The following is a 25630-nucleotide window of genomic DNA, read 5'->3' on the forward strand; positions in this document are numbered from 1 at the left end:
ATGCACTGGCTGTAGTCAGCGAGCCTGGTTTTTCTGAGTGCCTCGTGCAACGAGGGCTTTCTTCGGCACTGCGTTCCAGCGATTCTCGAGGTCCAGCTTCCTCACATGCTCGCTCAACGCATCGGCAAACACCCGAATCTTCGCGGGCTGGTTCCGGCGGCTCTGGTACGCCAGATTGATCGTCAGCGGCGGCAGTTCCCAGTCGTCCAGCAGCGGAATCAGCCGGCCGGCGACGATATCGTCGTGCACGATGTAGAGCGGCTGAACCACGATTCCCAGGCCGGCCCGTCCCGCGGCGCAAATCACCTGACCTTCGTTCGACTCCAGCACGCCGCTGATGGGAATGTCGCGCCGCTCTCGGCCTCGCTTGAATTCCAGCAGATAGGGATTCGCCGCGTAGCTATAAATGAGCAGCTTCTGATTTGCGATGTCTTCCGGCGTCTCCGGTATGCCGTGCTGCGCGAGATAAGCCGGCGAGGCGGCCAGCACGCGGCGCGTATGCGCCAGCCGCCGGATGGTGATGCCCGAATCCCCTTCATGTTCGCGCGTGCGAATCGCGCAATCGATGCCCGCCTCGATGAAATTCGGGTAGCGGTTCGCTGCCGTAATGTGCACCGACAGCTCGGGGTACCGCTCATTGAATTCCGGCAGCCACGGCGCGATATGCAGCACTGCGAACGACACCGAACTGGTTACGCGCAGCACGCCGCTTGGGCGCAAGGCCATGTCGGTTACAGCACCATCGGCCTCCGCGATGTCCGCGAGAATCGACGCGCAGCGCCGCTGATACTCGCGCCCTGCATCGGTAAGCCACAACCGGCGGGTGGTTCGCTCAACCAGACGCGCGCCTAAGCGGTCTTCGAGCGCGCTCAACATGCGGCTCGCCGCTGCATTCGAAATACCCAGACGTTCCGCTGCTTTGGACAGGCTGCCAAGGTCGGCCGTCAACGCAAAGAACTCCATCTGCGTGTAGCGATCCATGCGACGATTCTTCCGCTCAGTGGAAATATGTTTTCACTATAGCGCATATTTTTCCGCCTCGAACGTCGCTAGAGTGCCGATATAGCCGCCTCTTCAGGAGTGGAGTCGGCGAGCAAACACTCGGAGACAGGCCATGCGCAATATCAGCGAAGACACCATCACCCAGGCAGTGCTCGCAGCGATGTCCGGCTGTAGCAACGACAGGCTGCGAACCGTCATGACCAGCCTCGTCCAACATTTGCACTCCTTCGCGCGAGAGGTCAGGCTGACCGAAAGCGAATGGCTGTACGCGATCAACTTCCTCACCGACGTCGGCCATATCACTGACGATAAGCGTCAAGAGTTCATCCTTTTGTCGGACACGCTCGGCCTGTCGATGCTGACCACGACGCAGAACAACAGGAAGCCGGCCGAATGCACGGAGGCGACAGTGCTGGGTCCGTTCTTCGTCGAAGGAGCGCCCGAGTATCAGAACGGCGACGACATATCCAATGGTGCGGCAGGCCAGCCGTGCTTTGTCACTGGCCGGATTAGCGGCCTGCATGGCGAGCCGGTACCGAACGCGACGCTTGAAGTCTGGCAATCGGACGAAGAGGGCAATTACGACGTGCAGTATCCCGAACCGCAGCACGCCGAAGACCAGCATCGGGGCCGCGGCCGCTTACGCACGCTTCCTGACGGACGCTTTCACTTTCGGTCGATACTCGCTGAGGCGTATCCCATCCCCCACGATGGTCCGGTGGGCCGGATGCTCGATGCGCTCGGACGACATCCCTGGCGCCCGGCGCACCTGCATTTCTGGATCAACGCAGCCGGGTACGAGCCCCTGATCACGCATGTTTTCCGCAACGGGGATCAGTACCTCGACTCGGACGCCGTCTTCGGCGTGCGCTCGACGCTCGTGGCGGACTGGGTCGAGCACCCTCCGGGTGTGGCGCCGGACGGCACGCAAATGGACACGCCGTTTTACACGCTCGACTACGACTTCGTCCTCAATCCTGTCGGACACACGCGATGATCGGGGGCATCGAACGTTGCTCTGCGCATAAGAGATCCAGTCATCCCATCCGCGTTCCGCGCGCTCAATGTGTCTTCGAGGTCCTCCGTGCCCACATCTGACTTTATCTACAACGGTCGCGCCACGCGCGTCGTATTTGGTAGTGGATCACGCGTCCATCTCGAACGCGAATTGCTGACGCTGGGCGCGCAGCGCGCGCTCGTTCTGTGCAGCCCGGAACAGCACGCGCTCGGCGCATCGGTCGCCGAGCAACTGGGGAACCGCGCCGCAGGCTTATTCGATCGCGCCGCCATGCATGTACCGGTTGAGCTGGCGGTCGAAGCACGAACGACCGCGGTAACGCTCGGCGCAGATTGCGTGATCGCCGTCGGCGGCGGATCGGCGATCGGCCTTGCCAAGGCGATCGCTCTCGAGTCGAGCCTGCCCATTCTCGCCATGCCCACCACTTACGCGGGCAGCGAAATGACGCCCATATACGGGCTCACGGACGCGGGCCTCAAGCGGACCGGGACCGATATTCGAGTTCTGCCCAAGACGGTCATCTACGATCCGGACCTGACGCTGACCCTGCCCGTCGGCATGTCGGTGACGAGTGGCATCAATGCCATTGCTCACGCAGCCGAAGGCTTGTATTCACGCGACGCCAATCCGCTTACGAGCTTGATGGCGGAAGAAGGCATCGCGGCGCTCGCGCGCAGCTTGCCCAACATCGTCGCCAATCCGAGCGATCCCTCTGCGCGCGCCGACGCCTTTTACGGATCGTGGCTGTGCGGCGCCGTGCTGGGAAGCGTCGGCATGGCGCTGCATCACAAGCTCTGCCACACGCTCGGCGGCAGTTTCAATCTGCCGCACGCGCAGACTCATACCATCGTGCTGCCGCACGCGCTGGCTTACAACGCCGACGCTGCACCCGACGCCATGAAGCGCATCGCTCGCGCAGTGGGACATGAAAACGCCGCGCTGGGTCTGTTCGAACTCGCGCGTGCAAACGGCGCACCCATAGCGTTAGAAGAAATCGGCATGCGCGAAGATCAGCTCGATCTGGCCACCGACCTCGCATGCAGCAATGCGTACTGGAATCCCCGGCCGCTGGAACGCGACGCGATTCGTGCGTTGTTGCAGCGCGCATTCGATGGAAGTTCGCCCAAGCCGTGAAGCAGGACGCCTTTCGGTGTCGTTTAATGCGTCATTCGCACTGCCACACATAGTGGCAATTCACGCCAGCCATTAGGCCGAGAAAATCGCAAGGATCTATGCTAATGTGCATAGACGCATCCTCTTGTGTTTTCGCAACAGAGTCACGGCATGGCGCAACGTATAGCTATCGATTCAAAGTCCGCGCGGACACATCGTCCGATGGAATCCAAGCGTGCCGAGCAGCAACGAGCACAGGAAACCCGTTCGGCCATTCTGGAAGCCGCATTGGCGGAATTCGCGTCCAAACGTTTCGACGCTGCAAGCATTCGCGGCATTGCAGACCGAATTGGTTTGCAGCATCCGCTCATCACCTATCATTTCCGAACCAAAGAAATCCTCTGGCGGGCCGTAGCCGAATACGTATTCGAGCGCGTGCGCCGGGAACGCGATTCCTATCTAACAGACTTGGGTTCGGTTAGCGCGCTCGATCGCGTTAAGCACGCTTATCGGGCGCTATTCCGTTTCACTGTCGACTATCCGGAACTTCATCGTTTCATGCTTCAAGAAACGTTAGGTTACAGCCCCCGGCTGCAATGGATCGCCGATACGATTCTCAAGCCGCTGATCGATTGGCTCCTACCGCAAATTCGCGCAGCTCAAGACGAGCAGGCGTTGCCGAAGGTCGAGCCTATTATCTTTCACTACATGTTGATCAGCTTGACGTCGACGCTGTCGGGCTTTGGCCCGGAAATCTCGGCGACCACCAATCTTTCACCGTCCGACCCAGCTTTAGCCGATGCCTATTGGCGCACTGTCGAGCAGCTCGTGTTCGAGCCGTTGCCCGTATACAGTGCGCTAGCGAGCGTTTAGAAGACGCGCAATCAATTGATGGACTTGCGCGCCGCTAACGCCTTGCCGGCACGCGCGCCATTTTCCTTGCCCATTTCTTGACTCATCCACGCGCCAGTCGATACGACTGCGTCGAGGTCGATTCCGGTTTCAATGCCCAGTCCGTCCAGAAGGTACAGGAGATCTTCGGTGGCAACGTTCCCCGTGGCGCCTTTCGCATAGGGGCATCCGCCAAGACCGGCGACGGACGAATGAAAGATCGACATTCCGACCTGCAGCGCCCCAACGATATTCGCCAGTGCCTGGCCGTAGGTGTCGTGAAAGTGGCCGGCCAAACGCTCCAACGGAAACTCTTTTGAAGCCTCTTCGATGACTCGCTGGACGTGCGTCATCGTACCTACGCCGATCGTGTCGCCAAGGTCGATTTCATCGCACCCGAGATCGCGGAAGCGCTTGACCATATCGACGACCGCATCAACGGGCACCTGCCCCTGGTATGGGCATCCGAACGAGCAGGAGATGCTGCCGCGCAAACGCAGTCCCGCTTCTTTCGCCCGTTGCGCTACCGGAACGAAACGTTTGACCGATTCGTCGACGGAGCAATTGATGTTGCGCATGGAAAAGGCTTCGCTTGCCGCACCGAAGATGACGACCTCGTCGGCTTTGCTCTCCATGGCGGCTTCGAGCCCTCTCATGTTGGGCGTGAGCGCGGCATATGAAACTCCCTGCACGCGCTCGATTCCCGCCATCACGGCAGCACCATCCCCCATCTGCGGGACCCATTTCGGCGAGACGAAGGAGGCCGCTTCGATTCGCCTCACGCCTGCGTCAACGAGCCGATTGACGAGTTCGATCTTGACTTCGGTCGACACGATTTTGCTTTCGGCTTGCAGGCCGTCTCTAGGCCCTACCTCGACGATTTGCACTCGCTGCGGAAAACGACCTGCGCCGCCTGATGCTCCCGATATCCGCTCCTTCACTTTTCTCTCCCTTTTCTCCTGCGTCTTGCCCCTCGCCCTTCCTACGCGGCCCAGAGCAAGACGCAGGCAACAACCGTTTATTTCGCGAGCACGCTTCGCATGACGCGCCGAAGTTCAGCAACCGGATCATCCACCAGTTTGAAGCTCCGCCAAGCCACATGATGGTCGGGGCGAGCCAGCACGCAGCCGCTGTCGCTGATCTCCCGCACCCGTGCCCAGTCGCCGGCAAGGTCCGCATACTTCTGGCGCGGCCCAATGAACTGCACGTCGATTTCGACTCCAAGTTCTTCGCCGACCTGAGCGGCGGCTTCAGTCCACGCCTCGCCTCCGAGCCCGGTGAAAAGCGCGAACCGTCCATGCCCAGCCAGGTCGAGCGTCGATTGCGGCCGCCCCCGTTTGTCGAACACCCAGGCATGCGGCAAACGAGCGCCTGGCCACGTTGTCGCGTGGTAATAGAGTTCCCGGTCGCGCTCAAAGGCCGGTTCAGCCTGACCGTCCGCGACGATCGCGTTCGAGCGATAGCGTTGATTCATTTCGACGCCGTGGGCGTCCAATTCATAGCGCTTGAATGCCAAGGCGTCGCGAATCTCCTCGCGTTGCTTTTCCGCCGCGGCAGTCGCTTGGCTTCGAGCATGCATGTTGGCCTGCATCACTTCCCCGTCCGTCGTTTCGTCAATCCCGAGCGCATGATAGAGGGGGGCAAATTCGGCAATCGACTGATTTGCACGAGTGACGATTTGCTTCGCGATCGGGGCGCGTTCCGCCGTATAGCTATCAAGAAGCGCTTCGCCCGCTTTCCCTTTGATCACCGCTGCGAGTTTCCAAGCGAGATTGAACGCGTCCTGAATGGACGTATTGGAGCCCAATCCACCGGACGGCGGGTGCCGATGCGTTGCATCGCCCATGCAGAAGACTCGTCCGTCTTGCATCCGAGTCGCGTACATGTTGTTGACCGTCCACGTGTTCGCGCCCAGCAATTTAATCTCGAGATCCGGCTTGCCAACCAGCTGACGCGCGATTTCGGTAGCCTTGGCCTCATCGACTACCGGAGTCGGTTCGTTGATGTCGTAGCCCCAAACGATCAGCCATTCGTTCCATGGCCGCACCATCCGTATCAGGCCCATGCCGATACCGCCGACTTCCGCACCGGGTTGCATGATCGGGTAGAGCACCGCAGGGCGATGCGCGACAAATTCCGAGAGGTCGGCACGGAACCAAATGTTCATCGAGCCGCGCACACCCATCTTTCCTTCGAAAGGCAGCCCCGCGTTCTTCGCTACCTTGGAGTTCCCGCCGTCCGCGCCGATCAGGTACTTCGATCTGACCGTGAACTCCTCTCCGCTCAAGCGGTCGCGGCACAGCGTAATGACGCCTTCGTCGGTTTGCGTGTGGCTCAGGTACTCAGTGCTCATTCTCGACTGCGTGCCGCGAGAGCAAGCCGTCTTGAACAGAAGCGGCTCCATGAACGTCTGCGGCAAATCGTTCATCTTAGTGGGACTCGCCAGCCGGCGCTCCGCTCTCGACGCGGGATGCACGCCCCAGCTGGGCACCCGGCCGATCTCCTCGCCCGTCAAGCTCTCGCAGAACACCGTTCCGCCCATGAGATCTTCGTCGGTCGCATGGAGGTAAGCCTCCTGCTCCACCTCCGGGCCGAGATCGCGAAGAACCTCCATCGTTCTTTGGTTCGTGATGTGCGCCCGCGGCGTGTTGGCCAGCCAACGGTACATGTTGACGACCATATTCTCGACACCGTAGGTCGAGAGCAGCGCCGCGCAGGCGGAGCCCGCCGGCCCCGATCCCACGATGAGCACGTCTGTAGTGATTTCTGCCATGTCGAATCTCCTAGTCTCAAGAACTCGTCATCCGATGACGTTGAAATTTTTATATGGATAACTAATTGCATTAATCGGTCTATCGGCCTGATAGAACAGCGTCTATCCGGCCGTCACGCACCTGTCATGCGGTCTTCTTCTCGCTTAAATTCAGCAACCGAATCATTTCCTCGCGCATCGCAAATTTCTGCACCTTTCCCGTGACCGTCAACGGCAGTTCATCGACAAAGCGAACGTACTTAGGCACTTTGTAGTGAGCGATTTGTCCTCGGCAAAAGTCGCGGATGTCCTCCTCGCTGGCATATTCGCCTTGCCGAAGCACAACCCACGCGCACAGCTCCTCGCCGGTTTTTTCGTCGGGTACGCCGAACACCTGAACGTTCTGAATCTTGGGGTGCCTGAACAGGTACTCCTCGATCTCGCGGGGATAGATGTTCTCGCCGCCGCGAATCACCATGTCCTTGAGTCTGCCGACGATATTGCAGTAGCCGTCGGCGTCGATCGTCGCGAGGTCGCCCGTATGCATCCATCCATCGATGATGCTTTCACGCGTCTTCTCCTCGTCGCCCCAGTAGCCCAGCATCACGGAGTAGCCCTTCGTGCAAAGCTCTCCGGTTGCGCCAACAGGCACGATATTGCCAAGGGGATCGACGATCTTCACTTCGAGGTGAGGTTGGATCCGGCCGACGGTGGACGTGCGCTTGTCGAGCGGGTCAGTGATTGCACTCTGAAACGACACCGGGCTCGTCTCGGTCATTCCATATGCGATGGTGACCTCCCGCATGTGCATTTTCGCCACCACTTGCTTCATGGTCTCGATCGGACACGGCGAGCCCGCCATGATGCCCGTGCGGAGACTGCTCAAGTCATAGGACGCGAAGTCCGGATGCTCGAGCGCCGCGATGAACATCGTCGGCACGCCGTGAAGCGCCGTGCAGCGCTCTTGCGCGACTGCCGCGAGCGTTGCGCCGGCATCGAATCCCTCGCCAGGAAAGACCATCTGCGCGCCCACCGATACGCACGCCAGTACCGCGAGAACCATTCCGAAGCAGTGGTAAAGCGGGACGGGGATGCAGAGCGAATCGGCTTCGGTCAGCTTCATCGCCATCGCCACGAAACGCCCGTTATTGACGATGTTTCGATGCGTCAGCGTGGCGCCTTTCGGGTTGCCCGTGGTGCCGCTCGTGAACTGAACGTTGATCCGGTCGTGAGCAGACAGCGCGATCGTTGTTTGACCTTCGTCGCGCAGAATCGCTTCGCCCTTCCCCATTACGGCGGAGAACGGCAGCACGCCCGGCAGGCCCGAATCGCCGACGGATATCACCGTACGGAGTTCCGGCAGGCGCGCGCAATGCAGATAGCCGGTTTGCTGCGACGCGAGCTCCGGAGCGATGTCGAGCAGCATCGAAATGTACTTCGACGTTTTGAATTGCTCGGCCGTCACGAGCGCCTTGATCCCTACCTTGCGCAACGCGTATTCGAGTTCCGAAACGCGGTAGGCGGGATTGATGTTGACCAACACCGCGCCGATGCGCGCCGTGGCGAACTGGGTGAGCAGCCATTCGAATCGATTCGGCGACCAGATCGCGACGCGATCGCCCTTCGCTATGCCCAACGACAAGAGTCCCGCGGCGAGCTGATCGACTCGTTCGTCGAATTCCTTCCAGGTCCAGCGCACGCCTTGCTCGCGGAACACTACGGCTTGGCGCTCGGGAAAGCGTTGCGCCGTATCTCTTAGAAACTCGCCGATCGTGGCTTCGCTCAATGGAATATCCGTCGCACCGCGGACGTAGGCCATGCCGTCGGCGGGTGCGATGAGCGCAGGTAAACCCGGTAAGGATTGCATAACGTTACTTCCCGTAGAACACCATGTCACTCGGCTCCTCGTCGCGGTCGAACGCCTCAGCCGTGTGGGCGAAACCGCGCGTGGCGTCTTCCGTGAGGTAAAGGGGCATCGTGATATCGAGCATGGCAATGTCGGCGCCCGCCACGCCGCCGCTCGACCAGGTCTTGAGGAGCGTACGCGTCGCCGCATAGGAAAGCGTCGGGCCGTCTGCCAGTTTCGTCACCAGCTCGTTCGCGACACGCTCGAGCTGATCCGGTTCGGCCACATGGGTGGCGATCCCGAGTTCCCCGGCCAGGCTGCCTGGAATCGGCTCGCCCAGCATGGCGAAGCGTGAAGCGCGGCTGCGCCCCACGCGCTCGGCCAGCCGCTGCAGCGCACCTGCGATCGGCAACATCGCCGTCGTCACCTCGACACAGCGGAAGACCGCATCGGTCGCCGCCACGACGAAGTCGCAAGCCAACGCGAGCTCGAGGCCGCCGCCGAACGCCAGGCCCTGCACCACCGCTACCGTCGGCACGCGCAGCGCTTCGATCGCGCGATACGACGTGTTGACCTCCGCAACGAACGTGCGGAACCAGTTCATATCCTTGCCCGGCCATTCGCGAACCTCGCCGCCGAGGCTGAAATGCGGCCCCTCAGCGCGGATGACGAGCACCCGGATATCCGCCTCGCTGGCCTCGTGAACGGCGTCCCGCAGGCATTGGGCAAAGCGCTGGTCGAGCCGGTTATAGGGCGGATTCGCCAGGACGATGCTCCCCACCTTCCCGTCGCGTTCGAAACGTATGCTTTTCATCTGCAAACCTCGTGTTATCAATCAATGACGCCGGGCGTTCATGTCGCCCTTCAAATATCCGCAAATCAGGTCGACTCGCCATTCAGCGGAATGAGGGGGAGCAGCAAATGCGATGGGCGGTCGGCGTCGCGGTAGATCTTGTGCGTGACCGTGTTGCTGCTGCAAACGTGATACGGGATGTACTCGACGTCGGTCATCGCGCCCGTGCCCGTCGGCGCGTCGAGACTGCAGATCTCGATGCAGATGCGATGACCGGCCTTGAATTGGTTGGCCGTCGCCAGGATCTGGATTTCATACTTGACGACCTCGCCCGGCGTAACCGGCTCGATCGAATCCTTCGTCAGCTTGTAGAACGGCTCCGCAGGCGTGGAGCGGTCCGGATCCAATGCACGGTACGAGGCCTTCAGCCAGCCGCGAGTCAGCTCGCGCTCCGGCAGATTCTCCGGAACGTTGCGCTCGCCTACGCGCGCGGTCACGACCGATACGTCGGGCCCAACGTCCTTGAGCACCACGATCCAGTTCGTATCCGGCTGGTCGATCTCGGCATAAAGCGTGAGCGAGATCGGCCCCGCCACGAGGACGTCGTGCGGCAGCGGATCGGTCATGTAGCGCAGGCGCTCGACCTTGGCGGTCTTCTTGAGCGGCATCTGCGTGAAGACATCGGGCTCGCGCAGCGCGTTGCCGACTTCCGCCGCGGGACGCGGTGCGTCCGTGGAAAGCCGCTCCCAACCGCCGAGGTAATACTTCGTGTATTGCGCTTCGGGCAACGGCCAGTCGGTGCCCGTGCGCCATTCGTTGGCGCCCATGACCCAGTAGCGCACCGGCGGCTCGTTCATGATGCCGGTGTCGATACCCTTGAGCCAGTAGTCGTACCAGCGGATGACCTCGTCGTGGTACTGATGGAACGGCCGCTCCAGGTGCGCCGGGCCCGTAAAGACGAGCTTGCGCGGTTGCTTGACGTTCGCAAAGTAGTGCTGAGCGCCCAGCCAGTGCAGCTTGTACGTGTAGGCATAGGCGCCGGAGCCCGTATAGAACGGCACCTTGATCTTCGTGAAGGTTTCCTCGGCTCGCTCGACGGTGCCGTCCGGCTCCCACGGATTCGTCATGATGTGATACATCACCCACGTCCGCTGACCCTTCTGCGTCAGGATGTTGTAGAGGTTGATGTACATCTTGTAATCGGGATTGCGCATTGCCGAGCGCCAGAGCGCCTCTTGCTCGTCGGGCAGCGGCCCCGGCCTATCGCGCGATTCGTGCACGGTGCTGAACACGTCGAGCAAGTACGGGAAGGTATGAATGACGCCGCCCGGATTGAAATCCCGAAACCCGAACATGCCGCCGTATGCGCTGCAGGCGTCGTAAGGGAAGATCGCCTTGAGCGCCGGATGCCCTTGCGCCGCCGCGCGCCATTGCTCTCCCGCGAAGCCCGAAATGCCGACCATCCCGACCTTGCCATCCGACCACGGCTGCTGCGTGATCCACTCGATCATGTCGTAATGATCGGTGTTCTCTTCGCCGTAGTGGCCTTCCGACTTGGCCGAGCCACGCGGCTGCGCAATGACGTGCACGTAACCGTTGGCAACGAAGCGGCGCGAGTCGCCGGCTTCCACCGGCCCGAACCACAGCGGCGCATGCGCGGGTTGCGGAGGCAATACGTCGGCAATGTCCGGACCCTGAAGATCCTTGTTGTGCAGCGCCGATGCATAGAGCACCGGGTACTTCCCACTCCCCTCCGGCCGATACACATCGACCGCGAGACGGGTGCCGTCTCGCATCGTTACGATGAGGTCGCGTTCTTCAATCATGTCCCCTCCACCTTCATTGGTAGGTTCGGCTTCAACGGTCGGCCGCTGTCGTATTTGAGGCGGCCCATACTTTCGGATGTCGGACTTCGCGCTTGCCGATTGGCGATGTCCTGCGACCATGCAAGTTCTGAAAGTCACTATACTTCACGGTCGTAAAGTATGCAAGACGAACAAGGCCCAATACCCGAATGTGGTCCAGCATTGGAAATGCCCGTCTAGCTACGCAGCGCTAGCGACCGAGCAACCGGGCCGCGTTTTCTCCGTACACCTTATCCATCTCGACACCCGGAATTTCGATGCCGTCGAGCACCGTTCCGAATTGCCGGATGGCATGAGTCGGCGCAAACGGGAAGTCGGTGCCGAAAAGGATGTGATCAGGATCGGTGATCTGCGCAAGCGCGCTCAGCGACGAATTGCCTGCCGATAGCGCCGTGTCGAAGTAAAAGGCCCGCACCGCCGCAAGCGTGTCGCCGACGCGCTCGGCTACCGCAGGCATCATCGAAATGGAAAGGGCAATGCGAGGAATGAGAAACGGCAAGGTCCCACCGGCGTGGGACAGAATGAATCGAATTTTCTTAAAGCGAGTCATTGCGCCCGACATAATCAGACTGGTGGCTGTACGTGTCGTCTCAAAGGGATACTCGAGCACAGAAGCCGGCGCGACGCGCGGGATTTCATGCGGCGGCTGATTGGGATGCACGAAGACGACGGCGCCGCGTCGATTCAGTTCTTCGAAGAGAGGCACGAAATGCTCGTCGCCCAGGTACTTCCCTTCATAGTTCGTAAAGACGATGAACCCGTCGACCTTCAGCTCGTCGAGGCAATAACTGACCTCCTTCAAGGCGGCGTCGACGTCCGGCAGCGGCAAGCTCGCAAACGAACCGAATCGCCCCTTATAGCGGGACCGAAGGTCGGCCGCATGGTCGTTACATTTTCTCAACAGCACGGCCGCATCCGGAATCGCCGGCCCGGACGAGATGGAGATGATGCCCTCGTCGATGCCGTTCTCATCCATCATGGCGATGGCGGCCTCTTCGGACCACGTGGGGGCTACGCCGTTCGGCATTGCCGCATTCAGCAAATCCAAACCTACGGCGTCCACATACAGCTTCGGCAAGAAATGCTGGTGAGTGTCAATTTTTCGCTTCGACATGGTCGTCGTCTCCTGAATTGCGATTCCGGACTGTGAGCGCGGTAACCGACGCCGCCTCGCGTTCCATCCATCTTATACACAATACTTTACACACGCAAAGTTTAACTCGGTGAAGTCGCGTCGGTCGTGGATACGACATCGATGATTTCGACGTTTTCGCTCGGCAAGTGTCGTTGCGCGTCGAGAACACGGGTCATGCGGGCCATACAAGCGCTGGCGATCAAAAGCGGTATCGACAGCAAAGCGCAAACAAGCAGATAGGACCACCCTGAGATGATGATCAGACCAATCAACGATGACCCGATGATTGAACCGAGCCGACCGATCGCAACCGTCCAGCCTCCGCCGGACGCACGAAGCGCGGTTGGATAGAAGATGCCTGGAATCGTGTTGACGCAGGTCAGTGGTCCACCGACGGCCAGCCCCGCCAGAAAGACCACGTTCGCGTGCCACGAAGTGGTTTCGGACAGACCCAGGGCGACGACAAGCAGCGATCCTGCTCCAAACGCGCCACAAATGACTGCGGCCACGTTATAACGGCGCACGAGAAATGCAAAAAGGACCGAACCGCCAAGCGCGCCGAACTGGAACATCGAGGAGATCTGCGAAGCCTCGTGCATCGATAAGCCAGCCTGCTTCAAATGCGTGGGCAACCAGCTTCCAACGAGAAAGAACACCAGATACCCGGCAAATTCCGCGATCCAGGTCAGCACGGTTCCCAGCCTGTATTCCTTTCCGACGAGCGCCAGGCTTCCCCGCTTCGAACCGGCCGGCGCCGCAATGACGAAATGAAAGCGGGAATAGTCAGCCGCGGGAAACAGCTTGGCCACGACTCGCTGGACAGCCGCGTTGGACTTGCGGCTCGCCACCATGTAGAGCGGCGACTCGGGTACTTGCCATACAAAAAGGGCCGCTACGCAAAGCGGCAGTGCGCCGCTCAATGCCAGCATCCCTCTCCAACCCAAGGCGCCGATTGCGAACGATGTGACGAAACCGGCGGCAGCCGCGCCGAACAGGAACCCGCAAAAGAGCGAGGCGAGCATGGCAGAGCGCGATCGATCCGGACTATATTCGGCAACCAGCGCCGACGATGCAGGCATCGCAGCGCCGATACCCAGACCCGTGATAAAGCGCAAGAGAACGAGCTGAACGATCGATTGAGCCTCGCTGGAAGCAAGAGCGGCTACGCCGAACCACGCGATCGCCACGATGCCCACTGTCCTTCGACCCACACGATCGGCCATCATCCCGCCGACAATCGAGCCGACCAACAGCCCAACCAATCCCAAAGCGACCAATGGCGCCGATGCTGCAGGAGGCAGTTGCCATTCGTGACTGACGGCAGGCGCGATAAACGCCATGACGATCGTATCGAATCCCTCGATCGCGACCGCCGCGAAGCAGACAAGAAACACGATCCACTGTTTCTTCCCCATCGGCATCTCGTTGAGGAATTGGCGTATATCGCGACGAACGTAGTCTGTGTGTTCCATTAGGTTTCCTTGAAGCGTGTGAGGCAGTGCGTTCCTCGTCAGAAGCGGTGACGAAGCCCGACGCGCAAAAGACCTTGGGATTGACCGTTTGAGGCACTCGTGACATAGGTCATTTGCGCCTGCGTTGCCGAACCTCCGGCCTTCATCAACTGAGCCGCGAAATAGACGTCGGTTCGTTTTGACAGGTAGTAGTCCGTAAAGAGACCGAGCGCGCGATAGATGGGCGCAGCGCCGGTGGCGTCAACCTTGCCGTGTGTATAGACGTACACGATGCCGGCCAAAATATCCGGCCTCAGCAGGTAGCCAACGTTCGCCTCATAGTTGTCAAAGCGCACGTCACTGCCCAAGAACCCGCTCTTGAAGCGCGTGTTGGTATATTCGAGACCGATCGTTGCGTTGCCGATTTTGTACGTTCCTCCAACCCCTGCGAGCCTCTGGCTCTGTGCGTTGGGCACATAAGCAGCAAACGTGACCGCGTTCGGCGCCACGCTGTTGAACACGGCGGCAAAAGGATTCTTGATATACGTATAGGCGGCGGCAAGATACAGCGGTCCGCCGGCGTAAGTCACGCCAAACGATTTGACGCTATTCGTGGAGAATTGGCCCGCCTGTCCACCAAAGCTATACAGTCCGGCGAACGAGAGTCCTGCCAGTGTGGGACTGACGTATTTGACGGCGTTGTTGATGCGGTTGGTCCCTGCGGTGTTATCGATGTCGCCGGCATGAGCGAAGTAGACCGACCAATTCAAGCCAGCATTGATTTTCGACAGCAGATCAGCCATCTCTTCGTACTGACGTCCAAGAGTCAGCGCGCCATACTTGCTTGTGATGCCGACGTACGCCTGACGGCCAAAAAGCGCGCCGTTATTGCCAATGTTGCCGGTGGACGGATCAAAGCCGTCCTCCAGCACGAAGACGGCTTTCATGCCGCTACCGAGATCTTCCGCGCCCTTAAGGCCCCATCTCGAGATCGACGCTCCGCCGCTCTGAAGCTGCCAATTCGAGTGGCCCTTCTGATTGGTCGTATAGGTAATCCCTTCGTCAACGATTCCATACAACGTGACACTGCTTTGCGCATACACGGAAGCGGATGAGACGCAAAGTAACGCGATGGCGCACGGCAAGCCCTTCATCTCCAATCTCCTGACCTTTTGGTTCTACTGGCGACTGAACGTCGCCGGTAGTTGTGTATAGATTTATATTTTCCGATCGTGCAGGTTTAGTTTAGGAAAACACTTTCCGATCGTAAAGTATTGTGAGACTGGGACTATCCCTATGAGGCGGAGGCACGCGGTCGCATTGCCGCCGCTCGATGCGTGGCTGTGAAGATCAAAGGAAGGGATGAAGAAGCGTGGAGGGTGCGCGTGGAGGCGACAGCGCGCCTTTTGGCCGTTTCTTCGGCCCCGTTAAGCTCGATTGAACTGAGGGCGCCGGCAGCCGTCGTAGGGTGACGTGCTGCTACGTCTCGTGCGACCCACGAGCGAAATGCGGTCCGCTGATGGGACCTTCGCCTTCTAGTTGGCGAGTTTCTTGTCGAACCCTATCGTCCAACGAACGCAGCGACGCGCTGATAAAACGCTTCCGTCGAGGCACATCTCAAGAACGCCTGCTTTTCGTCCTCGAGATGTTGCTCGAGCCCGTTCTCCGAAGCCTTGCCAACCAGCGATTTCATCTCGCTGACGGCCGATGGCGGCAAGTCCGCTAGATGCCGCGCCATAGCGAACGTAGCCTCCTCCAGAGAAGCTGGATCAGCAACGTCTTGCACAAGTCCCAGCGAACTCGCTTCTTCAGCATTCAGCGAATCTTTCACCAGCAGAAGTTGCAGGGCGCGCGCCGCACCCAAGCGGCGTGCCAAATGAAAGGAGAGGCCTCCGTCCGTCGAAGTGCCGAGCTTGCCGTAGCCGACGACGAAGCGAGCCGAACGTGACGCGACGACCAGATCGCACGCCATGGCCAATGAGAAACCTGCGCCCGCTGCGGCCCCTTGTACGCTCGCGATCACAGGAATCGGCAAGCGCCGCAGTTTCAGGATCACAGCGTTAAGGGCACTGATCAGTGTTTCCAAAAAACCATCGGCTCGCTGCAGCCCATCCAGAATCTGAACGAGATTTCCACCGGCCGAAAATATCCGGCCCGTAGCTTGCAGAACCACCGCGCGATACTTCTCGTTCGCCTCGACGTCGCCAAGGGCCCTCAATAGGCCTTCACAGAACTCCAGGTCGATTGCGTTTGCCTGCGCTTCGTTTCCCAAGGTGATGACAGCGAGATCGTCACGCGAGGTCAAAGTGATGGTGTTCTGCATTTGCCGATACCTGCGTTCGGGAAATTAGGGTAGGAGAATTTGGTGCTGTTCACGCAGCCACTATACTTTACCATCGTTAAACTTAAAAGGCGTGACGCGACGATCGTGCGCCGGACTCTCGCAGCCGAGCGGCACACATGAACCGTTGTATTATCCTTTTGTATAGTTTTTTACGGCCACGCTCGCCAAGGTTCCCGTGCAAGCGCGCTCCGGCAACGACATTCCTAATCGAGAAGCCAAATGGTGCAACGTAAAGTGTCCAGCAAGACTCCTGACAGGAAGGGGCGTCCGACAGAGCTACAGCGCGCGGAGCAGCAGCGTTCGCAGGAAACGCGGGCCGCAATCCTGAACGCGGCGCTTTCGGAATTCGCCGCGAAGGGCTTCGAGGCCGCCAGCATACGCAGCATCGCGGACCGGGTCGGATTGCAGCACCCGCTCATCACTTACCACTACCGTTCCAAAGATATTCTCTGGCAGGCGGTCGCCGAGTTTGTTTTCGAACACATCCGTCAAGAGTGGGACGCTAATCTGGCGGATACGCCATCTACCGCCACCGCCGCGGAACGCGTAAAAGTGATGTACCGGGCGCTATTCAGATTCACGGTCGACTATCCGGAGTTTCATCGCTTCATGCTGCAGGAATTCCTCGGATACAGCCCGCGACTGCAGTGGCTCGCCGACACGGTGCTCAAGCCGCTGCTCAATGTGCTGCTGCCGCAGATTCGTGCCGCACAAGAAGAAGGCGCGTTGCCCCAAGGCGAACCGATCATCTTTCACTATCTCTTGATCAGCCTGACGTCGACCCTTTCCGGTTTCGGCCCCGAGATGCAGGCAACCTCCAACATTTCCTCGTCAGATCCCGCTGTCGTGGATGCCTACTGGCAAACGGTCGAGGAACTCGTCTTCCGCAAGCGGACGCGCTCCAGCCGGTCCGATAAGGCCGACTCGCGTTCGAGCCACGTAGACAAGCAACCGCGCGTATCGGGTCGCTCAAAGAGCGCCGGCTAGTCTCTCAGCCAACCTATCCCGCTCGAACGCCTCGACCACGAAATCGGCAAACATTCGCGTTTTTGCCGGCAGGAGCGTTCGCGTCGCGTAGTAGATCGAAATTGAGCCGGCGTCCGCGTACCAGCGTGGGAGCAAGCGCACGAGCTCGCCCCTTTCGATCGAAGGCACGACATCCGACGTAGCGAGCAGCGCGACGCCCAGCCCGAGCGTTGCGGCTTCGCGCATCGCTGCCGGGTCGTTGACCACAATGGTTTCGCGTAACCGCGCAGGCACCTCGCCACCCGCCGCGTCGCGCATCGTCCGGTGGTGCACGCGGCCGGTGCGGCTCGAGCGCATCACGATGCCGTCGAGCTCGGCGAGATCACCGGGATCGGCCGGTAGCACGCGGCCAGACAGATACGCCGGAGACGCCACCGCGACGAGATGCGCAGGCGCCAATGCGCGCGACACGATGCCCGGTGCGAGCTCGAATCCGCCGCCCATTGCTGCGTCGTAGCCCTCTGCAATCAGGTCGACCTGCCGGTTCTCAAAGTGCCAATCCGGACGAATCAGCGGATAGCGTGCGAGGAACGCGGGCAGCAGCGGCATGACGTAGGTGATGCCGAACGTCGGCGGCAGGCTGACTTTCAACACGCCAGCGGGCTCGCTGCGATCGGTCGAGACGGACGCGATCGCTGCCTGCAGCGCGTCCAGATTGCCGCCGATCTCCACCAGAAAGCGCTCGCCCGCCTCGGTCAGCGTGAGCTTGCGCGTCGAGCGCTGGAACAGTCGAACGCCAAGATTGCGTTCCAGCAGCGCAACGTTCCGGCTGACCGCCGCAGGTGTCAGCGCAAGACGCCGAGCGGCCGCGGAGAAGCTGCCCGTTTCGGCGCTGCGTACGAACGATTCAAGGTTGGCGAGCGTTTCCATGCGGCAATACTAAAGCATCGCTTGAAAATGATTCAAGGAATTACCGGCTACCGATGGAGAAATGAAGACGGCAACATTCAGCCCAGATGCGGTCGAGTCGCCGACGCGAACATCGTCGACGACGGCGGCTTGACCGCCCGATTCATCACTCTTTACCTGGAGCATTGCCATGAGCACCATCGGTATCATCGGAGCCGGCGCCATCGGGTCTGCGTTCGCGCGAGCGCTAGCCGGCAAAGGCATCGAAGCCATCATCGCCAACAGCCGAGGCCCGGCCTCGCTAGCGGACCTCGCGCGCGAGCTCGGTCCCTCGATCACGCCGGGAACGCGCGAGCAAGCGGCCGCGCAGGACATCGTCTTCGTCGCGGTGAACTGGTCGAAGCTGCCGACGGCCCTGGCCGGGCTGCCGGATTTCGGCGGACGCATTGTGATCGACGCGAACAACCCGATCGAAGCGCCGACGTTCAAGCCGGCGGATTTGCATGGCCGGACGTCGAGCGGAACATTCGCGGACCTCGTGCCGGGCGCACGCGTCGTCAAGGCGTTCAACCATCTGCCAGCCCACTTCCTCTCCGACGATCCGCAGGCCGAGGGCGGGCACCGCGTGCTGTTCTTCGCCGGCGACGACACGCCTGCGAAACAGGCCGTCAGCGGACTGATTGAGCGGCTCGGCTTTTTCGGCATCGACCTGGACTCGCTCGAAGCCGGAGGTAAGCTGTTTCAAATCCCCGGCGGCCCGCTGCCGGTGCTCAATCTCGTCAAGTTTGCGTAACGAATGAAAGGCGCGGCATACCGCGCCTTGCCCAAAAGCGTCGGCTGGATATCCCTCTGCCTAGCAAAACAACGATAGCGACTGGAGCACCGGCGGCGGGGTGCGTCGCGCGCGGGGGCGCGAGATCGGCGCATCAGTGAGTGCGGCGACCACGCGCCCCAATCGCCGGCTGATTTCCGGGTAATTGCATGAGGAAACAGTCTGCAAATCCGGGAGCAGACCTTCGAGTTCATCGATCAGCTCCGGCAAACCCGTGCTACGTGCCGCTTTTCTTCGCGTTCCATGCCCCACAGTCGCCTCCTCAACGTTTCGGATAGTTGATCAAGCCGCGCCCCGACGTCCGTCCCCCGGGGGCTCCGCCGGCCCCTCGGTTCGGCCGCTGAGCCCCTTCAAACCTTCGATCACCAAGAGCAATGCACGCCCGTGCTCGTCCGATCCGTCCCAGGCATCGACGATGGCGTTGCGCAACAGCTCGTTGTAGCCGCCGACTCGCTTCCCCAAAAGATGCGCGTCGATACCATAGAAACTGCATAGCTTATTGAATGACGCACTTCTGCGCATTCTGTGCCCGTCCGACAAGCGAAGGCGCGAGACCGTAGGCTGACTGACTCCCGAAAGCCGTGCTATTTCGCTGGACGAGCGATTATCCGCCATGAGTCGGCGCAACAGGTCCTGCACGGGAAAATCAGTGTCCGGGACTTCCATTCCATTCATTATACCGATACATTAACGGCTAATGAATTGCCCGTCGAATTTGGCGAACGGCACCATCCCGAGGAAGTTGATGACACTGAAGCACCTACCGCCCGCGTTTTGCTGGACCAAGATCGGCAGTGAATCCGGTGAAGCGCTCCCCACGATCGTTCTTCGCAAGGAATGGGAACGCAGGCTGGGCGGCGGACGCTTTCTCTGGGGCACGAGCCAGTCGCTCGGCGGCAGTGCCCGAGGCGCCGCACACCGCATCGGCTCGCTCATGGCCCTGTTCTCGCCGGCGTCGGGCAACCTCAAGCCCGTCGACAAAAAGCGCGAGGACGTGCTCCTTTGGAACGCGTGGATCGACGTGAGCGGCCAAGTCCGGCCGTTGCCGCCCCACACCTTCATCACGAGCCGCAAAACGCTTCCGTCGGGTCGACGCAGGGAACATCACTACGCGCTCGTTTGCTCGTCTCCGGCGGAACTGAGTATTGGCAGCCGAGTGAAGGTGTACCCCGAGCACCTGCGCAATGTGAGCACGGGAAAGACGTTGGGAGCCGCCTTCGGCACGGCCGTGGTGGAGTGCATTGAGCGAGCGAGCGAACAGACTGGCAAGAGCTATCCCATCGCGCTCGCGGTCGAGCTCGAAGCGCCCTATTTCGTTCGGCTCGCCCAGCCGAGCGTGCTGAAAGGCCGGGACCTCGCCGCGATCCACAAGGCGTCACGCGAAGGAGACTTCGAAACCTGGCTCGAGCTCGTGAAGCGTTTTCGCAACCCGCCGTCGATCGCGCGCGAGCGTGGCTTCACGCGGGATCTCTTCGATATGCCCTCGGTGGAGTCGGTTGCTCCCTTGGGCAACGTCGCTGGTGCGCAGCCTAACTTCGCGAGCAGACCGCGTCCTTGAACGCGGAACGCCCGTTTAAAAACGGGGCAGTCGTGCACTGGCAGGCGACACGCCCTGGCTCAAAGAGCAACGCTTCGAGGTCGCGCCTTAGCTTCGGCTTGCCTGCCGGCGTCCGCGCCGGAGGCCTATCTGGGGCTGCGCGACGGGCGCCGCTGCCGACAATGACTCGATGCAGAAATTGATGAACGCCTGAACTTTCGCAGCCAGATGACGCCGCGATGGAAAGAGCGCATACAACGGGAACCGTTCGTCCGACCAATCCGGGAAGAGGTCCACGAGCAAGCCCTCGCGCATCACCTGCTCGATGCCAATCTCCATTACCTGAGCGATGCCGGCGCCGGCAACACACGCGCCGAGCATGGTCTCCACATCGGACACGAGGAGGCGCCCCTCTGCAGGTATCTCCATGACCTTCTTACCCCGATGGAACTCCCACTCGAAGGGCTTGGCCGTCACCGGGTTGTAAAACATGATGCGCTGATGTTGCCTCACCTCCTGCGGATTTTCTGGCTTCCCGTGCTCTGCCACATACTGCGGAGACGCGACCGTAATGATGCGTGTCTCGAGTAGCTTGCGCGCAATCAGTGTTCCCATGGGCGGAGGTCCAAAACGCACCGCGAGGTCGAATCCATCTGCCACGAGGTCGCCGACGTCGTCGCGCATGATAAGTTCGAGGGAGAGGTCCGGATGATGCGCCAAAAAATCCGGCAGCCTCGACGCCAGCACCGTCCTCGAAAAGAACGGGTCGACGTTGACACGAAGCTTTCCCTGCACAACGTTCGCCGAACCCGACGCCGCCGAAGCCGCCTCCTCGATGCTCGTCAGATGCGGGCCCACCGCGTCGTATAAACGCCTCCCTTCGTCGGTCAGCGTCAGCGAGCGCGTCGTACGGTCAAGCAGCCGTACGCCTACCCGCTTTTCGAGGCGCGAAATAGCGCGGCTAACGCCCGATGGCGATAGTCCCAGAGCGTCCGCTGCACGCACGAAACTGCCGCTCTCCGCGACTGCGGCGAGCACGGTGATGCCAGAAAATAGCCGTCCATCGAACGTCATGCCCTCTCCAATGCCTGTCTCATTCCGAGAGTTTAGTCACGAGTGATTTGAACGACACGTACTTTATTCAACAATCAGAAACTGCGAAATTGTCCTCCTGAACGCGGCGGCGGCTTGCGCTGCAGACCTTAACCCGCTTGGGAGAGCATCGATGGAAGCTTTGAAGACACAGGGAATTGAACTGCCACGCCTCGGATTTGGCACGTTCCGCATGCCGGGTGGCGGCTGCCAACCGGTAGTCGAGAGCGCGCTGGAACTGGGATATCGACACATCGACACCGCCGAGATGTATCAGAACGAGGAAGCGGTAGGCGCGGCAATTGCCGCCTCGGGTCTCGCCCGCAAGCAGCTGCATCTGACGACCAAGGTATGGCACGAAAACCTCGCGCCGGAGTCACTGCGTCGCGCGCTGGACGCCAGCCTCGAAAAGCTCGGTGTCGACTACGTTGACCTGTACATGGTGCATTGGCCGTCGCGTGACATGGACCTCGGCGCCGTCATGGAGACCATGCAAGGTTTTCTGCAAACCGGCAGCGTTCGCTCTATCGGCGTGTGCAACTTCAACATGACGATGCTGCGAAAAGCCATCGAGGAAATCGGCGCGCCCATCGCCTGCCACCAGATCGAATACCACGCATTTCTCGACCAGTCGAACATGCTGAGCTACCTGCGCGAGAAAGGCATTCCACTCGTCGCCTATGCGCCGCTTGCACAAGGCAGGGCAGCGAGCGACCCCGTGCTTCAGGAAATCGGCGCCAAGCACGGTGTGACCGCCGCCCAGGTTGCACTTGCGTGGTTGCTGTCGCAGGACGGCGTGGCCGTGATTCCCAAGGCTCAACGCCGCGAAAGTCAGCAATCCAATCTCGACGCGCTGAAGGTGAAACTCGACGATGACGACCGGCGCGCTATTGCGGCGTTGCCAAAGAACCACCGTTTCGTGACGCCACCGTTCGCACCGGAATGGGACGCGTAACCGCCGGCGGCACAGACTAGCGCCCACTGCATCAAGATGCGGCGCTTCTACTAAAAATCGCTCTCGCTTATATTCGCCGCCCCCGGATTTTGACCCCGCACACTACTCGCACAGTCAGAATATGAAGGGTGCGAACAGTGAAAACCTTTGATGTAGTGGTGATCGGCGCGGGCGTGATCGGTACTTCGGTCGCGTTCCATCTGTCGAGGCTCGGCGCGAAAAACGTGCTGGTGCTCGACCGCGCGACCATCGGAGCCGGCACGACTTCGCAGTCGTCGGGCATCTTGCGCACGCATTACTCGGTGAAGGAAAACGTCGAACTGGCGCGCAAGTCGTGGTCGGTGTTCAACGATTTCGCCGCCTACCTCGGCGACGACGAAGCATCGTGCGGCCTCGTGAAATGCGGCTACATGATCGTCGCGGCCGAAGGCGACAAGCTGGAGCCGCTGCGCGCGTCGCTCGACCAGCAGAGGCAGCAAGGTATTCCGCTCGAATTGCTCGACGCCCGCGAGGCGCACGAGTTGATGCCGATTGCGCGATTCGACGACGCGGCCCTGATCGGCTATGAACCTGAGGCGGGCTTTGCGGACGCGTACCTCACCGCCACCAGCTTCGCGCGCGCCGCGCGCCGCGGCGGCGTGACGATCCGCGAGAACGTCACTGTGAACAGGCTCCTGATCGAGAACGGCAAGGCGGTCGGCGTGTCGACCAGTGACGGCGATTTCGCGGCCTCGACGGTCATCAGCACACAGAATATTTGGACGCCGGAACTCGCCGGTTGGACCGGCAAGACGCTGCCGATCGCACCGGAACGGCACGCGGTGCTCGCGCTCGAATGCGCGGAAGCTGCGTACACGTTCACGATGCCGGTGTTCAAGGATCTCGCGTCCGAAGGCATGCTGTATTACCGCAGCTACGGCGGCAACCAGATGCTGGTCAGCGAAGGCGTGGTCGGCGAGAAGCTCAATACCGCCGACACCGAACAAGGCGACATCCCGATGGACTATGTCGTCGATGTCGGCGTTCAGGTCGCCGCGCGCTTCCCCGCTTACGAAACGGCGGGCATCGCATCGTCGTGGACGGGCGTCTACGACGTCACGCCCGACTGGAATCCGGTGCTCGGCGCGTTGCCCGGCGTCGACGGTCTGGTGGTCGGCTATGGCTTCTCCGGTCACGGCTTCAAGCTCTCGCCGACGGTCGGCAAGATCCTCGCGCAAACCGCGCTTGGCCTGCCGACCGACGTGTCGCTCGCGCCGTATTCGATCGAACGCTTCTCGACCGGCGCGCTGCTCACCGGTAAATACGGCCTCGGCGCCGTGTCCTGACGCGCGGCCGACGACGGTACGCATCGAATCTCGCACAAGCACTAAGGAAAGCACGCATGAAGGTCATGACAGCAGTCAAGCGCGTTGTCGACTACAACGTGAAGGTTCGCGCGAAGGCGGACCAGAGCGGCGTCGATATCGGCAATGTGAAGATGTCGATGAATCCGTTCGACGAGATCGCCGTCGAAGCGGCGACGCGTCTGAAAGAGGCAGGTCAGGCGAGCGACGTGATCGCGGTCACCTGCGGTCCGGCGCAGTGCACGGAGACGCTGCGCACGGCGCTTGCCATCGGCGCGGATCGCGCGCTGCACATCCAGACGGACGTCGAATTGCAACCGCTCGCGGTCGCGAAGCTGCTGAAGGCGGCCGTCGAGCGCGAACAGCCGCAACTGGTGATTCTCGGCAAACAGGCCATCGACGACGACGCCGCTCAGACAGGCCAGTTGCTCGCCGCGCTGCTCGACTGGCCGCAGGCAACGTTCGCGAGCGCCATCGACATTCAAGGCGACAAGGTCACCGTCACGCGCGAAGTGGACGGCGGCCTCGAGGTGATCGAACTGCAACTGCCCGCCATCGTCACGACGGATCTGCGTTTGAACGAGCCGCGCTACGTCACGCTGCCCAGCATCATGAAGGCGAAGAAGAAGCCGGTGGACACCGTTGGCGCCGCTGACCTCGGCGTCGATCCCGCGCCGCGCCTGAAGACGCTGAAGGTGGTCGAACCGGCGGCGCGCAAAGCGGGCGTGCGCGTGGCAGGCGTCGCGGCGCTGATCGATAAACTGAAAAACGAAGCAAAGGTAATCTGAATGACCACTCTCGTCATTGCCGAACACGGCAACGCATCGCTCAAGGCAGCGACGCTGCATACGGTCGCTGCCGCGCGGCATCTGAACAACGGCGTGCACGTGCTGATCACCGGACACGGGGCTCGCGGCGCCGCCGAAGCCGCGAGCGCAATCGAAGGCGTCGAGAAGGTGATCCTGATCGACGCACCCCACCTCGCGGAAGGTCTTGCGGAGAACGTCGCCGCGCAGGTCCTGGCGCTCGCTTCCTCGTACACGCATGTGCTGTTTCCGGCGACGGCCGCGGGCAAGAACGTCGCGCCGCGCGTCGCGGCGAAGCTCGACGCATCGCAGATCTCCGACGTGATCGCGATCCATTCCGCTGACACGTTCGACCGGCCGATCTACGCGGGCAACGCGATCGCCACCGTGCAATGCACCGATGCGATCGTGGTCGCGACGATCCGCACGACCGCGTTCGACGCCGCGCCTGCGAGCGGAGGCAGCGCGCCCATCGAAACGAAGGACGCGCTCGCCGACACCGGCCGTGCGCGTTTCGTGCGCCGCGAAATGGCGGCGAGCGAGCGGCCGGAACTGACCTCGGCGCGCATCGTCGTGTCGGGCGGACGTGGCATGGGCAGCGCGGAAAACTTCTCGCTGCTCGATCCGCTCGCACAGAAGCTGGGCGCGGCGGTGGGCGCGTCGCGCGCCGCGGTGGATTCCGGCTTCGCGCCGAACGACTGGCAGGTTGGACAGACCGGCAAGATCGTCGCGCCGCAGTTGTACGTCGCGGTCGGCATTTCGGGCGCGATCCAGCATCTCGCCGGCATGAAGGATTCGAAGGTCATCGTCGCGATCAACAAGGATGCCGAGGCGCCGATCTTCAGCGTCGCGGATTACGGCCTCGTCGGCGATCTGTTCGAGGCGGTGCCGGAGATGACGCAGGCTTTGTGACCTGAACGACGCACGCTGTCTATCCACGCAGTAGGTTGGCCGTCGTCGTGAACCTCACGGCGACGGTT

At 61.0% G+C, this 25630-nt stretch carries 24 protein-coding genes; 10 read left to right on the forward strand and 14 right to left on the reverse strand.

Going from position 1 to position 25630, the window contains the following annotated elements; all coding sequences use genetic code 11:
* Positions 1–15: 15 nt before the first annotated feature.
* Positions 16–981 (reverse strand): LysR family transcriptional regulator, encoded by a 966-nt coding sequence (locus AAHK20_RS05400; protein ID WP_449180408.1) that lies wholly within the window; start codon positions 979–981, stop codon positions 16–18.
* Between the two features lie 133 nt (positions 982–1114).
* On the opposite strand from AAHK20_RS05400, the gene AAHK20_RS05405 reads away from it, so the two are divergent.
* The 3 genes from AAHK20_RS05405 to AAHK20_RS05415 all read left to right on the forward strand — a co-directional run bounded on the left by AAHK20_RS05405 (position 1115) and on the right by AAHK20_RS05415 (position 4006).
* Complete coding sequence (locus AAHK20_RS05405; RefSeq protein ID WP_449180409.1) at positions 1115–1999, forward strand: intradiol ring-cleavage dioxygenase; 885 nt, start codon at positions 1115–1117, stop codon at positions 1997–1999.
* Positions 2000–2086: 87 nt separating this feature from the next.
* Positions 2087–3154 carry a maleylacetate reductase gene (locus tag AAHK20_RS05410; protein WP_449180410.1) on the forward strand — a complete coding sequence of 356 codons (1068 nt, stop codon included), beginning with the start codon at positions 2087–2089 and terminating at the stop codon, positions 3152–3154.
* Positions 3155–3355: 201 nt separating this feature from the next.
* Positions 3356–4006: a TetR/AcrR family transcriptional regulator gene (locus AAHK20_RS05415; protein ID WP_449180411.1), complete on the forward strand. Its 651-nt coding sequence runs from the start codon at positions 3356–3358 to the stop codon at positions 4004–4006.
* Positions 4007–4017: 11 nt separating this feature from the next.
* Here AAHK20_RS05415 and AAHK20_RS05420 read toward each other — a convergent pair whose 3' ends face one another.
* The 9 genes from AAHK20_RS05420 to AAHK20_RS05460 all read right to left on the reverse strand — a co-directional run bounded on the left by AAHK20_RS05420 (position 4018) and on the right by AAHK20_RS05460 (position 16189).
* Positions 4018–4953, reverse strand: a complete 936-nt coding sequence (locus AAHK20_RS05420) for a hydroxymethylglutaryl-CoA lyase (RefSeq protein ID WP_449180596.1) — start codon at positions 4951–4953, stop codon at positions 4018–4020.
* 89 nt (positions 4954–5042) lie between these two features.
* Positions 5043–6797, reverse strand: a complete 1755-nt coding sequence (locus AAHK20_RS05425) for an FAD-dependent monooxygenase (RefSeq protein WP_449180412.1) — start codon at positions 6795–6797, stop codon at positions 5043–5045.
* Positions 6798–6921: 124 nt separating this feature from the next.
* Complete coding sequence (locus tag AAHK20_RS05430) at positions 6922–8643, reverse strand: AMP-binding protein (protein WP_449180413.1); 1722 nt, start codon at positions 8641–8643, stop codon at positions 6922–6924.
* A gap of 4 nt (positions 8644–8647) precedes the next feature.
* Entirely contained in the window at positions 8648–9436 is a 789-nt protein-coding gene (locus tag AAHK20_RS05435; protein WP_449180414.1) for an enoyl-CoA hydratase/isomerase family protein, read from the reverse strand.
* Between the two features lie 65 nt (positions 9437–9501).
* Positions 9502–11241, reverse strand: coding sequence for a CocE/NonD family hydrolase (locus AAHK20_RS05440; RefSeq protein ID WP_449180415.1), 1740 nt, complete (start codon positions 11239–11241; stop codon positions 9502–9504).
* 229 nt (positions 11242–11470) lie between these two features.
* Complete coding sequence (locus AAHK20_RS05445; protein ID WP_449180416.1) at positions 11471–12394, reverse strand: amidohydrolase family protein; 924 nt, start codon at positions 12392–12394, stop codon at positions 11471–11473.
* A gap of 101 nt (positions 12395–12495) precedes the next feature.
* Positions 12496–13887: an MFS transporter gene (locus AAHK20_RS05450; RefSeq protein WP_449180417.1), complete on the reverse strand. Its 1392-nt coding sequence runs from the start codon at positions 13885–13887 to the stop codon at positions 12496–12498.
* Between the two features lie 38 nt (positions 13888–13925).
* The gene (locus tag AAHK20_RS05455) at positions 13926–15020 is read right to left on the reverse strand and encodes a porin (RefSeq protein ID WP_449180418.1); all 1095 of its coding nucleotides are present in this window, start codon (positions 15018–15020) and stop codon (positions 13926–13928) included.
* Between the two features lie 407 nt (positions 15021–15427).
* Positions 15428–16189: an enoyl-CoA hydratase/isomerase family protein gene (locus tag AAHK20_RS05460; protein WP_449180419.1), complete on the reverse strand. Its 762-nt coding sequence runs from the start codon at positions 16187–16189 to the stop codon at positions 15428–15430.
* 240 nt (positions 16190–16429) lie between these two features.
* Between AAHK20_RS05460 and AAHK20_RS05465 the strand changes: the two genes are divergently transcribed.
* A complete protein-coding gene (locus AAHK20_RS05465; protein ID WP_449180420.1) occupies positions 16430–17197 on the forward strand; it encodes a TetR/AcrR family transcriptional regulator in 768 nt (255 codons plus the stop codon).
* Here the strand turns inward: AAHK20_RS05465 and AAHK20_RS05470 are convergent.
* Together AAHK20_RS05470 and AAHK20_RS05475 are read right to left on the reverse strand one after the other, a co-directional pair.
* Entirely contained in the window at positions 17180–18106 is a 927-nt protein-coding gene (locus AAHK20_RS05470; protein WP_449180421.1) for a LysR family transcriptional regulator, read from the reverse strand. The two genes, AAHK20_RS05465 and AAHK20_RS05470, sit on opposite strands and share 18 nt — an antisense overlap.
* Before the next feature lie 9 nt (positions 18107–18115).
* A complete protein-coding gene (locus AAHK20_RS05475) occupies positions 18116–18277 on the reverse strand; it encodes a hypothetical protein (RefSeq protein ID WP_449180422.1) in 162 nt (53 codons plus the stop codon).
* Between AAHK20_RS05475 and AAHK20_RS05480 the strand changes: the two genes are divergently transcribed.
* Entirely contained in the window at positions 18276–18878 is a 603-nt protein-coding gene (locus tag AAHK20_RS05480) for an NADPH-dependent F420 reductase (RefSeq protein ID WP_449180423.1), read from the forward strand. The genes AAHK20_RS05475 and AAHK20_RS05480 overlap by 2 nt on opposite strands.
* 321 nt (positions 18879–19199) lie before the next feature.
* Here AAHK20_RS05480 and AAHK20_RS05485 read toward each other — a convergent pair whose 3' ends face one another.
* The gene (locus AAHK20_RS05485) at positions 19200–19583 is read right to left on the reverse strand and encodes a helix-turn-helix domain-containing protein (protein WP_449180424.1); all 384 of its coding nucleotides are present in this window, start codon (positions 19581–19583) and stop codon (positions 19200–19202) included.
* A gap of 79 nt (positions 19584–19662) precedes the next feature.
* On the opposite strand from AAHK20_RS05485, the gene AAHK20_RS05490 reads away from it, so the two are divergent.
* Positions 19663–20475 carry a hypothetical protein gene (locus tag AAHK20_RS05490; RefSeq protein ID WP_449180425.1) on the forward strand — a complete coding sequence of 271 codons (813 nt, stop codon included), beginning with the start codon at positions 19663–19665 and terminating at the stop codon, positions 20473–20475.
* A gap of 87 nt (positions 20476–20562) precedes the next feature.
* On the opposite strand, the gene AAHK20_RS05495 is transcribed toward AAHK20_RS05490, so the two are convergent.
* Positions 20563–21528: a LysR family transcriptional regulator gene (locus tag AAHK20_RS05495; RefSeq protein ID WP_449180426.1), complete on the reverse strand. Its 966-nt coding sequence runs from the start codon at positions 21526–21528 to the stop codon at positions 20563–20565.
* Between the two features lie 151 nt (positions 21529–21679).
* Between AAHK20_RS05495 and AAHK20_RS05500 the strand changes: the two genes are divergently transcribed.
* The 4 genes from AAHK20_RS05500 (at position 21680) to AAHK20_RS05515 (ending at position 25562) form a co-directional block, all read left to right on the forward strand.
* Positions 21680–22501: an aldo/keto reductase gene (locus AAHK20_RS05500; protein ID WP_449180427.1), complete on the forward strand. Its 822-nt coding sequence runs from the start codon at positions 21680–21682 to the stop codon at positions 22499–22501.
* Positions 22502–22638: 137 nt separating this feature from the next.
* Positions 22639–23826: an NAD(P)/FAD-dependent oxidoreductase gene (locus tag AAHK20_RS05505; RefSeq protein ID WP_449180428.1), complete on the forward strand. Its 1188-nt coding sequence runs from the start codon at positions 22639–22641 to the stop codon at positions 23824–23826.
* 56 nt (positions 23827–23882) lie between these two features.
* Positions 23883–24632: an electron transfer flavoprotein subunit beta/FixA family protein gene (locus AAHK20_RS05510; RefSeq protein ID WP_449180429.1), complete on the forward strand. Its 750-nt coding sequence runs from the start codon at positions 23883–23885 to the stop codon at positions 24630–24632.
* A complete protein-coding gene (locus tag AAHK20_RS05515) occupies positions 24633–25562 on the forward strand; it encodes an electron transfer flavoprotein subunit alpha/FixB family protein (RefSeq protein WP_449180430.1) in 930 nt (309 codons plus the stop codon).
* Positions 25563–25630 lie beyond the last annotated feature (68 nt).

It is taken from the genome of Trinickia camelliae (assembly GCF_053525655.1).